An 11,380-nucleotide genomic window follows, 5' to 3' on the forward strand; every position below is an offset into this window, starting at 1 on the left:
CTTATCCTTGCCCCCATGCTGACCATCACCCAGGAGCTGCACGACCGGATCGTCGCCCACGCCCGCGCGGACCACCCGGACGAGGCGTGCGGCGTGCTCGCCGGACCGGTCGGCAAGGGCCGTCCGGAGCGCTTCGTCCCGATGCTGAACGCCGCGCGCTCGCCGACCTTCTACGAGTTCGACTCCTCGGACCTGCTCAAGCTCTACCGCGAGATGGACGACCGGGACGAGGAACCGGTCGTGATCTACCACTCGCACACCGCGACCGAGGCGTACCCGTCCCGGACGGACATCTCCTACGCCAACGAGCCCGGTGCGCACTACGTGCTCGTCTCCACCGCCGAGTGCGGCAACGACGAGGGGCCCTTCTCGTTCCGCTCGTTCCGCATCGTGGACGGCGAGGTGACCGAGGAAGAGGTCGCGGTCGTCGAAAGCTACTGAGCGCCTGCTCAGCGACCTGTCACCCAGCATTCTGAGACGGTTCCGTCCGCATCATGAAACCGGCATCCGATTTCCCGTCCGGGAATCGTTACGATGAGCCCATGGTTGTCCCCGACGTGAGCGCATTCGAGAAGGCCCCGGGCAGTGTGCTCGTGGCGCGCCTGCACGTCGATCTGTGCCGCCTCGCCAGCGCGATCTGTCCGCTGTCCTGACGTGCGCCCCCTCGGGTGCCGCGCTGCGCGCCCGGGCCCCGTCAGTCCCCCTGCCCGCGGTACGGGGCATCTGCGCAGCCCGCCCGCCGAACAGCCAGCCCTCTTTCCTCTCCGACGGGAGCTCTCTCATGGCCATCGAGGTCCGCATTCCGACCATCCTCCGCACCTACACCGGCGACCAGAAGGTCGTCGAGGGCACGGGCGCCACCATCGGTGAGCTCTTCACCGACCTGGAGAGCCGCCACACCGGCATCCAGGCGCGCCTGGTGGACGGCGGCGAGCTGCGCCGGTTCGTGAACGTCTACCTCAACGACGAGGACGTGCGCTTCCTCGACGGCATCTCGACCCGGCTCGGCGACGGCGACAGCGTCACGATCCTCCCGGCCGTCGCCGGGGGCTCCGGTGCGCGGCCGGCCGGCCGACGCCTGGGCATGCGCTGATGCGCTACGACTCCCCGCTCGAGGCGGTCGGCAACACGCCTCTGGTGCGGCTGGCCCGCCTCTCGCCCTCCGACGAGGTGCGGATCTGGGCGAAGCTGGAGGACCGCAACCCCACGGGCTCCGTCAAGGACCGTCCGGCGCTGCACATGGTCGAACAGGCCGAGAAGGACGGCCGGTTGCGGCCCGGCTGCACCATCCTGGAGCCGACCTCCGGCAACACCGGCATCTCCCTGGCCATGGCGGCCCGGCTCAAGGGCTACCACATAGTCTGCGTCATGCCGGAGAACACCAGCGAGGAGCGCCGCCAGCTGCTGGCCATGTGGGGCGCCGAGATCATCTCCTCGCCCGCGGCGGGCGGCTCCAACACGGCGGTCCGGGTGGCCAAGGAACTGGCCGCCGAGCACCCGGACTGGGTGATGCTCTACCAGTACGGGAACCCGGACAACGCGGGTGCGCACTACGCCACCACCGGCCCCGAGATCCTCGCCGACCTGCCGTCCGTCACCCACTTCGTGGCGGGCCTGGGCACCACCGGCACCCTGATGGGAGCGGGCCGCTATCTGCGCGAGCACCGTCCGGACGTGAAGATCGTCGCAGCCGAGCCGCGCTACGACGACCTGGTGTACGGGCTGCGCAACCTCGACGAGGGTTTCGTGCCCGAGCTCTACGACGAGTCGGTGCTCACCACGCGCTTCTCGGTCGGCTCCGCGGACGCGGTGACCCGCACCAGGGAACTCCTCGCGCAGGAGGGCATCTTCGCCGGAGTCTCCACCGGCGCCGCGCTGCATGCCGCGCTCGGGGTGGGCCGCCGGTCCCTGAAGGCGGGGGAGAGCGCCGACATCGTCTTCCTGGTGGCGGACGGCGGCTGGAAGTACCTGTCGACCGGCCTGTACACCGCCGAGTCCGACGAGGACGCGGTCGCCGCCGTCCAGGGCCAGCTCTGGGCGTAGCGGCACGGTCCCCGGCGGTCCGGGGCCGGTTCCGGTTCCGGCACCCGGTCAGTCAGCCAGGTGCCGGACCCGCTCCCAGGTGTCCGGGTCGACCTCGCCGCAGCGGGTGAGGAGCCGGCCGAGCCCGGCCTCGGCCAGGATCTGCGGCTCCAGATAGGCGGGACCGGCCGCGGCGTCCTCGGGAAGCACCGGAAACGCGGTGGGCTCCGGCGTGAGCCGGGCCAGCCGGGCGCCGTCCGTGCGCACCGCCAGGACGAGGAAGAGCGGCTCGCTGCCGTCCGGGAGGCTGGTCCGCCAGATCTCCCCGGGCCGGGGGCGCGGTGCCGCCGGCCCGGCCCGCGGCTTCCTGCCCCGCCCGCCCGGGCCCGCGGGGCGGCGGGGTCCCAGCCGGCCCCGGCCGTCCACGAGCGCCGCCACGAACGCGAGCAGCACGACGCCGCCGAGCGCCAGCCACCACCTGGTGTCCATTCCGTTCCGCCTCCGCCGCGCCTGCGAGGTGTCCGGGGTGTCCCTCCCGACACCGTGCGGCGTTTGCGCGGGGACCGCCCGGGGAACGACGCTACCCCGGGCTGGTGATTCCGCCCACACCACCGCCGCATCGAGGAGCCGACCCGACCCGCGCGGCTTACGCTCGGAAGTCCCCTCGTCAACCAGATGGGGACTTCTCCCGCAGCCGTCAACGGAGGTTCCCGCTCCATGAAGCTCACCGTCGTCGGCTGTTCCGGGTCGTTCCCGTCCACGGAATCGCCCTGTTCGAGCTATCTCGTCGAGGCCGACGGCTTCCGACTGCTCCTGGACATGGGCAACGGCGCGCTCGGTGAGCTGCAGCGCCACTGCGGGCTCTACGACCTCGACGCGATCGCGCTCAGCCATCTGCACGCGGACCACTGCATCGACATGTGCGGCTACTTCGTGGCCCGCTACTACCGCCACGAGGGCGGCCGTTGCGCGCCCCTCCCGGTGTACGGCCCGCCCGGCACCGAGCAGCGGCTCACCACCGCCTACGCCGACACCCCGTCCGAGTCCTCGATGAGCGAGGTCTTCACCTTCCGCACGCTGACGCCCGGCGGCAGCTTCGAGGCGGGCCCCTTCCGGGTGCGCACGGAGCGGGTCGAGCACCCGGTCGAGGCGTACGCGTTCCGCGTCGAGCACGAGGAGAGCGGCCGGGTCCTCACGTATTCGGGTGACACCGGGCCCTGTCCGGCGCTCGAACTGGCGGCGCGGGACGCCGATCTGTTCCTGTGCGAGGCGTCGTTCACGGACGGCAAGGAGCAGATCCCGGGTCTCCATCTGAACGGGCGGGAGGCCGGGGAGGTCGCGGCACGGGCCGGCGCCGCGCGGCTGGTGCTCACCCATGTACCGCCGTGGACGGATCCGCAGATCAACCTGCGGGATGCGAAGGCGGTCTTCGCCGGGCCGGTGGAGATGGCCCGGGCCGGCGCGGTGTACGAGGTCTGAAGACCGGCCGGCGTGCCGCGGCGGCGGAGGCCGCGCGGCACGCCGGCGCTTGTCACTTGGTCAGGTCCTCGACCTCGTCGTCCGGTTCGCGGCCCGGGGTCTTGATGTCCAGCTTCACGATCAGGAAGCGGAAGATCACGTAGTAGACCGCCGCGAAGCACAGTCCGATCGGGATGATCAGCCAGGGTTTGGTGGCCAGGCTCCAGTTGATGGCGTAGTCGATGAAGCCCGCCGAGAAGCTGAAGCCGTGGTGGACCCCGAGCATCCAGGTCACCGCCATCGAGAGGGCCGTGAGCACCGCGTGCACCACGTACAGCACCGGTGCGATGAACATGAAGGTGAACTCGATCGGTTCGGTGATGCCCGTGACGAACGAGGTCAGCGCGAGCGAGACCATCATGCCGGTCACGGCCTTGCGGCGGTGCGGCTTGGCGCAGTGCGCGATCGCCAGCGCGGCGGCGGGCAGTCCGAACATCATGATCGGGAAGAAGCCGGACATGAACTGGCCCGCGCTCGGGTCGCCCGCGAAGAACCGGGCGATGTCGCCGTGCACGACGTCCCCGGAGGCGTTCGTGAAGTCACCGAGCTGGAACCAGGCGACCGTGTTGAGGAACTGGTGCATGCCCACCGGGATCAGCGCCCGGTTGATCAGACCGAAGATGCCCGCGCCGGTGGCGCCGAGCCCGGTCATCCACTCGCCGAACGCGGTGATGGCGTCCCCGATCGGCCCCCATATCAGGGTGAAGGCCACGCCGACGACGAGGCCGACGAAGGCCATGATGATCGGCACCAGCCGGCGGCCGTTGAAGAAGCCCAGCCAGTCCACCAGTTTGGTGCGGTGGTAGCGCTGCCAGACGACCGCGGCTATCAGCCCCATCAGGACGCCGCCGAGCACTCCGGGGTCGTTGTAGACGGCCGGGGTGTCCTCGCCCGCCTTGACCACGGCCTCGTGGACGGGGAAGGCTTCCAGGACGTTCTTGTAGACGAGGAAGCCGACGAGCGCGGCGAGCGCCGTGGAGCCGTCGGACTTCTTGGCGAAGCCGATGGCGACGCCGATGCAGAACAGCAGCGGCAGGTTGTCGAAGATGGCGCCGCCCGCGCCGGCGAACGCGGCGGCGACGTCGTGCCACTTCAGCCCCTCGTCGCCGAAGACGTCGGGCTGGCCGAGCCGGTTGAGGATGCCTGCGGCGGGGAGGACTGCGATGGGCAGCTGCAGGCTGCGTCCGACCTTCTGCAGTCCTTGGAACAGTCCGGAGCCCCGCTTCTTCGCGGGAGCAGCGGTGTCCGTACTCATGGGGGTGTTCCTCCAGGTGGAGCGGGCGCTGCACAGGGAGGAGGCAGCCCGCTGGTGGTCTAGTCCACGTAGTGGTGTAGACCATTAGTAGCACGGCCCCCGCGCACGGCGGAACGGTCTCTTCCGGGTGATCTGGGCAACGTCCGGCTGCTGCCCGCGGCCGTCGGAGCCGACGGCGGGCAGGTGCCGGCGCCGGGCAGGCCCGGCTCGCGCGGAGCGCCGCTACCGGGTGATGTCGTTCTCGATCTCCTCCGCGATCTCCTCCGGCTCCCGCCCGGGAGTCTTGAGGTCGAACACGGAGATCACGACCCGGAAGATCACGTAGTAGACCACCGCGAAGCACAGTCCGATCGGGATGATCAGCCAGGGCTTGGTGGCCAGGCTCCAGTTGATGACGTAGTCGATCAGCCCCGCGGAGAAGCTGAAGCCGTCGTGCACGCCGAGCCCCCAGGTGAGGGCCATCGAGACGCCCGTCAGCAGGACGTGGATGACGTAGAGCACCGGGGCCACGAAGAGGAAGGAGAACTCGATCGGCTCGGTCACCCCGGTGACGAACGAGGTCAGCGCCGTCGAGAGCATCAGGCCGCCGACGACCTTGCGGCGCTCCGGCCGGGCCGCGTGCGTGATGGCCAGTGCGGCGGCGGGCAGCGCGAACATCATGATCGGGAAGAACCCGGTGAGGAACTGCCCGGCGTCCGGGTCGCCGGCCAGGAAGCGGTTGATGTCGCCGTGCACGATCTCGCCGTCCGGCTTCTTGTAGCTGCCGAACTGGAACCACATGAAGGTGTTCAGGAACTGGTGCATCCCGATCGGGATCAGTGCCCGGTTGGCGATGCCGAAGATCCCCGCACCCCAGGCGCCCAGGTCCGACATCCACTTCGAGAAGCTGGTGAGCCCGTCACCGACGGGCGGCCACACCCACTGGCACAGCACCGCGAAGACCAGCGCGACGAAGGCCATGATGATCGGCACCAGCCGGCGGCCGTTGAAGAAGCCCAGCCAGTCCACGAGCTTCACCCGGTGGAAGCGCTGCCAGAACCACGCGGTCAGCAGCCCGACGATGATGCCGCCGAACACCCCCGGGTTCTGGAAGGAGGCGGCACCGGCGGCGGTGCTGTCCTTGGCCAGGCAGGTGCCCAGTTCGGCGTCGTAGCTGGTGCCGGAGGGGCAGTCGGGGAACTGCTGGAGGATGTTGTAGTAGACGAGGAAGCCGGCGACGGCGGCGAGCGCGGTCGAGCCGTCCGCCTTCTTGGCCATGCCGATGGCCACGCCCACGCAGAACAGCAGCGGCAGCCCGAGCGCCGAGTCCAGCAGCGCGCTCCCCGCCCCGAGGAAGACCTTGGCCACATCCGTCCAGCCCAGCCCGTCGTCGCCGAAGATGTCCGGCTGGCCGAGCCGGTTGAGGATGCCGGCGGCCGGGAGGACGGCGATGGGGAGCTGGAGGCTGCGGCCCATCTTCTGCAGGCCCTGGAAGAATCCGGAGGTCCACTTCCTCCCCGGCCCGGCTGCGGCGTTGGCGCTCACGGCCCCTCCTGACTGGTCGGCCGCTCGTCCGCCGACCGGGCGACTGACGCATACTGGTGTAGACCACTACTGGATGCGGGGCGTCCGCCGTGCGGCGGCCGACGCCCTCGCGCCACCAGTAAGCGTCATCATTCGCCAGACAGCGCACCGGCGCGCGCAAAGCTGGGCTGATCGTGGGCTAACGTGACAAAAGATCCACCGATGCCAGCAACGCCACAGCGTCCACCGGGCGGGAACACAGGAGAAGGACATGGCCAGCAAGGCTGAGAAGATCGTCGCCGGACTCGGCGGGCTCGAGAACATCGAAGAGGTCGAGGGCTGCATCACCCGCCTCCGCACCGAGGTCGGCGACCCCTCCCTCGTCGACGAGGCCGCCCTCAAGAGCGCGGGCGCCCACGGCGTGGTCAAGATGGGGACCGCGATCCAGGTCGTCATCGGCACCGACGCGGACCCCATCGCGGCGGAGATCGAAGACATGATGTGAGCCGACCCCCGGCCGGGCCCGTCCGCCGTCCGGCGGCCCGGGCCCGCGTTCGGCCCGCGCCCCCGGCCGGGGATACGCTCGCCCCCATGTCACGTATCGACGGCCGTACGGCCGAGGAGCTGCGCCCCGTCACGATCGAGCGCGGTTGGAGCAAGCACGCCGAAGGCTCCGTCCTGGTCTCCTTCGGCGACACCCGGGTGCTGTGCACCGCCAGCCTCACCGAGGGCGTGCCCCGCTGGCGCAAGGGCAGCGGCGAGGGCTGGGTCACCGCCGAGTACGCCATGCTGCCGCGCGCCACCAACACGCGTGGCGACCGCGAGTCCGTGCGCGGCCGGATCGGCGGCCGCACCCACGAGATCTCCCGCCTCGTCGGCCGCTCGCTGCGTGCCGTCGTGGACTACAAGGCGCTGGGCGAGAACACCATCGTGCTCGACTGCGACGTCCTCCAGGCGGACGGCGGCACCCGCACCGCGGCCATCACCGGCGCCTACGTCGCACTGGCCGACGCGGTGGCCTGGGCCCAGGAGCGCAAGCTCGTCAAGGCCAAGGCGAAGCCGCTGACCGGCACCGTCGCCGCCGTGAGCGTCGGTATCGTCGACGGAGTCCCGATGCTCGACCTGCGCTACGAGGAGGACGTGCGCGCCGAGACCGACATGAACGTCGTCTGCACCGGCGACGGCCGCTTCGTGGAGGTGCAGGGCACCGCCGAGGGCGAGCCCTTCGCGCGCGAGGAGCTCAACGGGCTGCTCGATCTCGCGGTCGCCGGCTGCGCCCAGCTCGACGGTGCGCAGCGCACGGCACTGGGGCACTGAACCGCAGCGGTCGCGGCCCGGAATTCCGGGCGGTCCGGGGAACTTTGCTCCCGCTTTACGCGTCTGACGGGGTGCGGGCCGCACGTGTCGAACCGTGCGGCCCGACCAGTCTCGGGGAGGGGACGCTGAGGTGTCACGCAGGAGAACTGCTCTGACAGCGGCTGCCGTCACGGCCGTCGTGCTGACCGTACCGGCGGTGGCGGGCTGCTCGGCCGTCGACCGGACACTGGACTGCGCCGGTACGGCGGTGACCGTCGCCCGCTCCGTGGACGACCTCCGGCAGGCCGTCTCCGACGCCGGCGAGGACCCGGCCCAGGCGAAGCAGGCCCTGGACCGGATCGACAAGAACCTCGCCGCGATATCCGAGGAGACCGACGACGGCGACATCGCCGAGTCCGTCTCCCGGCTGCAGCAGGCGGCCGACAGCGTCCGCTCCGACGTGGAGGCCGGACGCACCCCGCGGACCGGGCCGGTGACCGACGCGGCCGACGAACTGACACAGGTCTGCACCCCCGGCTGAACCACCCCCCGGGTGGGGAGATACTGGGTGGCCATGAGCACCCAGCGCCTGATCCTCGCCACCCGCAACGCCCACAAGGTCGTCGAGCTGAAGGCGATCCTCGCCGACGCGGGCCTCGAACCGGACCTGGTGGGCGCGGACGCCTTCCCCGAGGTGCCCGACGTCAAGGAGACGGGGGTGACGTTCGCGGAGAACGCGCTCCTCAAGGCGCACGCCCTCGCCCGGGCCACCGGGCTGCCCGCCGTCGCGGACGACTCCGGGCTCTGCGTGGACGTACTCGGCGGAGCACCCGGCATCTTCTCCGCACGCTGGGCCGGCCGGCACGGGGACGACGGCGCCAACCTGGACCTGCTGCTGGCCCAGCTCGCCGACATCGACACCGCACACCGCGCCGCCCACTTCGAGTGCGCGGCGGCCCTCGCGCTGCCCGACGGCACCGAACGCGTCGTCAGCGGACGGCTGCGCGGCACCCTCCGGCACGCCCCCGCGGGCGCCGGCGGGTTCGGCTACGACCCGATCCTGCAGCCCGAGGGCGAGTCCCGGACCTGCGCGGAACTCGAACCGGAGGAGAAGAACGCGATCAGCCACCGCGGCGAGGCGTTCCGCGCGCTGGCCCCCGCCGTGCGGGAGCTGCTCGGCTCGGACTGAAGCCCCTCAGGGTGCGCGAGGGGGGACTCGAACCCCCACGTCCGAAGACACCGGCACCTAAAGCCGTCCCGTCTACCAATTCCGGCACTCGCGCGCGCACGTATCGTACTGCGCCGGTGTGGCCGCGCACCGGGGCGGGGGCGGGCGCACCGGCGCGGGCCCGGAGCGGGGCGGAGGGCGGATGCCTTCCCGCGCGCCGGGGGGGGGACGGGGTGCGACGGGTCAGAACGTGGGCTCGTGGTTCTCGGCCCGGGCCAGTGCGCGGGCCTCCTCCGCGGTGCTGACCGAGGGTGGCGAGCCGGCCAGCGGTCTTTGGGCCGTCTCCTTCATCATGGCCACCGCGATGATGCCGAGCAGCGCCGCGCCGGAGGCGTAGTAGGCCGGGGCGAGGTTGTCCCCGGTGCTGTCCACCAGGTAGGTCATCACACCGGGCGCGGTGCCGCCGAACAGCGAGGTCGCCACGTTGTAGCCGATGGAGAGCGAGCCGTAGCGCACATCGGTGGGGAAGAGCGCGGGCAGCGTGGCCGACATCGTGCCCAGCAGGCACACCAGGCAGGCGCCGAGCACCAGCAGCCCGACCAGCACCGCGGCGAAGCTGCCCTGCTGGAAGAGGGCGAAGACCGGGACGGTCAGCACGAAGAAGCCGACCATGCCCGTCATCAGGACGGGCTTGCGTCCGAAGCGGTCGTTGAGGTGCCCGATCCGCTGGATGACGGCCGCCATCGCCACCATCGTGATGATGGCCGCGACCAGCTCCATCGAGTTCTCGTAGCCGAGGGAGTCGGTCAGATAGGCCGGCATGTACGAGAGCAGCATGTAGTCCGTGACGTTGTAGGCGGCCACCAGACAGATGCACAGCAGCAGGGTGCGCCACTGCTCGGAGAAGATGGACCGCAGTTCCTTCTGCGGCACGTTCTCCGAGAGCCGCGGCTCGCCCGCTTCCGCCGCGCCCGCCTCGGGGGCGGGCGCGAACTGCTCGGCGCGCTTCCGGAAGGCCGGGGTCTCGTCCAGCTTCATCCGCAGATACAGCCCCACGACCCCGATCGGCCCGCCCACCAGGAACGGGATGCGCCAGCCCCAGCGCAGCATCGCGTCGTCGCCCAGCGCGGTGTTCAGCACCAGCACCAGTGCGGCGGCCCCGGTGTAGCCGGTGAGAGTGCCCAGCTCCAGGAAGCTGCCGAAATAGCCGCGCCGTCTGTCCGGCGCGTACTCCGCGATGAAGGTGGCGGCGCCGCCGTACTCGCCGCCGGTGGAGAAGCCCTGCACCAGCCGGCACAGCAGCAGCAGTACCGGCGAGGCGAGGCCGATGGAGGAGTAGGAGGGGATCAGCCCGATGCAGAAGGTGCCCGCCGCCATCAGCACCATCGTCAGGGCGAGCACCTTCTTGCGCCCGATGCGGTCGCCGAGCGGACCGAAGAACAGTCCGCCCAGCGGCCGCACCAGGAAGGAGGCCGCGAAGGCGGTGAACGAGGCGAGCAGTTGGGTGCTGCCGCCGCCGGGGAAGAAGACTTTGCCGATGGTGACCGCGAGATAGGCGTAGATCCCGAAGTCGAACCACTCCATGGCATTACCGACAGCGGCGGCCTTGGTGGCACGTTTGACCGTCGGCTCGTCCGTCACGGTGATGTCGCTGAGGCGGACTTTCGGATCCCGTCTGCGGCGCACGGCGCGGAAGAGGTACCGGTGCCGCTTGAGCGCGGCCGGATCCGGGGGCTGGTCTTCGTGCTTCATTCCCCATGGGTACCACCCGCTCCACCTCCCTATACGGACCCGTTCCGGAGGCGGCGCACGATCACTCCGAAGCCAGCCCCAGGTCCCTGAGCAGCTTGGCGACGTGCCCGGTGGCCTTCACGTTGTACAGCGCCCGCTCGACCCGGCCCTCCTCGTCCAGGACGACGGTGGAGCGGATGACGCCGGTGACGGTCTTGCCGTAGAGCTTCTTCTCGCCGAAGGCGCCGTACGCCTCCATCGTCTCCTTGCCGGGGTCGCCGACGAGGGTGACCTTCAGCGACTCCTGCTCGCGGAACTTCGCCAGCTTCTCCGGCTTGTCGGGGGAGACGCCGATGACGTCGTAGCCCTGACCGGCCAGCAGTTCGAGGTTGTCGGTGAAGTCGCAGGCCTGCTTGGTGCAGCCGGGGGTCAGCGCCGCCGGGTAGAAGTAGACGATCACCTTGCGGCCCCGGTGGCCGGACAGCGAGACCTCCTTGCCGTCGGCGTCCGGCAGCGTGAAGTCGGGGGCGGTGTCGCCGGGCTCGAGTCGTGCGCTCATCGGGGCTCCTTCGTCTCCTGTGGGTTTCCTCCGGCGGCCGCCGCGGTACGCACCTGCACATGCGGTACGTCTCCGCGGTGGCGGCGGGGCCGACCCTGCCCGAGCGTAGCCGGAGGCCGTCGATCGGGGGTGCCGTGGGGCAGCGGCCCCGGCGAGCTGACAGGATGGCCGCTGACACACGGTAGGACGCAGGACTGACAGCGACGGAGGCAGCTCGGTGCCGGAAGCCAGGACCCCCGCGGACATCGAGGCGGACATCATCCGCAGGCGGCAGGAACTCGCCGTCGCGCTGGACGAGATCGCCGTACGCGTTCACCCGAAGACCATC

Annotated in this window: 15 protein-coding genes and 1 tRNA gene; 10 read left to right on the plus strand and 6 right to left on the minus strand. The window is 70.7% G+C overall.

Going from position 1 to position 11,380, the window contains the following annotated elements; genetic code table 11:
• Positions 1–15: 15 nt before the first annotated feature.
• The 4 genes from A949_RS0115955 (at position 16) to A949_RS0115970 (ending at position 2,043) form a co-directional block, all read left to right on the plus strand.
• Entirely contained in the window at positions 16–441 is a 426-nt protein-coding gene (locus tag A949_RS0115955; RefSeq protein WP_019357020.1) for a Mov34/MPN/PAD-1 family protein, read from the plus strand.
• A gap of 101 nt (positions 442–542) precedes the next feature.
• Positions 543–653 (plus strand): putative leader peptide, encoded by a 111-nt coding sequence (locus tag A949_RS39635; protein WP_019357021.1) that lies wholly within the window; start codon positions 543–545, stop codon positions 651–653.
• A gap of 128 nt (positions 654–781) precedes the next feature.
• A complete protein-coding gene (locus A949_RS0115965) occupies positions 782–1,093 on the plus strand; it encodes a MoaD/ThiS family protein (protein ID WP_019357022.1) in 312 nt (103 codons plus the stop codon).
• Entirely contained in the window at positions 1,093–2,043 is a 951-nt protein-coding gene (locus A949_RS0115970) for a PLP-dependent cysteine synthase family protein (protein ID WP_019357023.1), read from the plus strand. Before A949_RS0115965 ends, A949_RS0115970 begins: the two co-directional genes overlap by 1 nt.
• A 48-nt stretch (positions 2,044–2,091) precedes the next feature.
• Here the strand turns inward: A949_RS0115970 and A949_RS0115975 are convergent, their stop codons facing one another.
• A complete protein-coding gene (locus A949_RS0115975; RefSeq protein WP_019357024.1) occupies positions 2,092–2,511 on the minus strand; it encodes a hypothetical protein in 420 nt (139 codons plus the stop codon).
• Positions 2,512–2,739: 228 nt separating this feature from the next.
• Here A949_RS0115975 and A949_RS0115980 point away from each other — a divergent pair, with 228 nt between their 5' ends.
• Positions 2,740–3,501 (plus strand): MBL fold metallo-hydrolase, encoded by a 762-nt coding sequence (locus tag A949_RS0115980; protein ID WP_019357025.1) that lies wholly within the window; start codon positions 2,740–2,742, stop codon positions 3,499–3,501.
• Positions 3,502–3,553: 52 nt separating this feature from the next.
• On the opposite strand, the gene A949_RS0115985 is transcribed toward A949_RS0115980, so the two are convergent.
• Together A949_RS0115985 and A949_RS0115990 are read right to left on the minus strand one after the other, a co-directional pair.
• Positions 3,554–4,795 carry a PTS transporter subunit EIIC gene (locus A949_RS0115985; RefSeq protein WP_019357026.1) on the minus strand — a complete coding sequence of 414 codons (1,242 nt, stop codon included), beginning with the start codon at positions 4,793–4,795 and terminating at the stop codon, positions 3,554–3,556.
• 222 nt (positions 4,796–5,017) lie between these two features.
• Positions 5,018–6,319, minus strand: coding sequence for a PTS transporter subunit EIIC (locus A949_RS0115990; protein ID WP_019357027.1), 1,302 nt, complete (start codon positions 6,317–6,319; stop codon positions 5,018–5,020).
• A gap of 193 nt (positions 6,320–6,512) precedes the next feature.
• On the opposite strand from A949_RS0115990, the gene A949_RS0115995 reads away from it, so the two are divergent.
• The 4 genes from A949_RS0115995 to rdgB all read left to right on the plus strand — a co-directional run bounded on the left by A949_RS0115995 (position 6,513) and on the right by rdgB (position 8,783).
• Complete coding sequence (locus A949_RS0115995; protein WP_272944204.1) at positions 6,513–6,803, plus strand: PTS glucose/sucrose transporter subunit IIB; 291 nt, start codon at positions 6,513–6,515, stop codon at positions 6,801–6,803.
• An 86-nt stretch (positions 6,804–6,889) separates the two neighbouring features.
• On the plus strand, positions 6,890–7,615 hold the full coding sequence (gene rph, locus A949_RS0116000) for a ribonuclease PH (RefSeq protein ID WP_019357029.1): 726 nt from the start codon (positions 6,890–6,892) through the stop codon (positions 7,613–7,615).
• 130 nt (positions 7,616–7,745) lie between these two features.
• Positions 7,746–8,135 (plus strand): hypothetical protein, encoded by a 390-nt coding sequence (locus A949_RS0116005; protein WP_026004692.1) that lies wholly within the window; start codon positions 7,746–7,748, stop codon positions 8,133–8,135.
• A gap of 33 nt (positions 8,136–8,168) precedes the next feature.
• Positions 8,169–8,783 (plus strand): RdgB/HAM1 family non-canonical purine NTP pyrophosphatase, encoded by a 615-nt coding sequence (gene rdgB, locus A949_RS0116010; protein WP_019357031.1) that lies wholly within the window; start codon positions 8,169–8,171, stop codon positions 8,781–8,783.
• A 12-nt stretch (positions 8,784–8,795) separates the two neighbouring features.
• On the opposite strand, the gene A949_RS0116015 is transcribed toward rdgB, so the two are convergent.
• From A949_RS0116015 to bcp, 3 genes are all read right to left on the minus strand, one after another.
• Positions 8,796–8,877: transfer RNA gene (locus tag A949_RS0116015), tRNA-Leu, on the minus strand.
• Between the two features lie 128 nt (positions 8,878–9,005).
• The gene (locus tag A949_RS0116020; RefSeq protein WP_019357032.1) at positions 9,006–10,514 is read right to left on the minus strand and encodes an MFS transporter; all 1,509 of its coding nucleotides are present in this window, start codon (positions 10,512–10,514) and stop codon (positions 9,006–9,008) included.
• Positions 10,515–10,575: 61 nt separating this feature from the next.
• A complete protein-coding gene (gene bcp / locus A949_RS0116025; protein ID WP_019357033.1) occupies positions 10,576–11,052 on the minus strand; it encodes a thioredoxin-dependent thiol peroxidase in 477 nt (158 codons plus the stop codon).
• 217 nt (positions 11,053–11,269) lie between these two features.
• Between bcp and A949_RS36565 the strand changes: the two genes are divergently transcribed.
• A partial coding sequence (locus A949_RS36565) for a DUF3618 domain-containing protein (RefSeq protein ID WP_019357034.1) occupies positions 11,270–11,380 on the plus strand: 111 nt, incomplete at its 3' end.

The sequence above is a fragment of the Streptomyces sp. AA1529 genome, assembly GCF_000280905.1.
Lineage (GTDB): Bacteria > Actinomycetota > Actinomycetes > Streptomycetales > Streptomycetaceae > Streptomyces.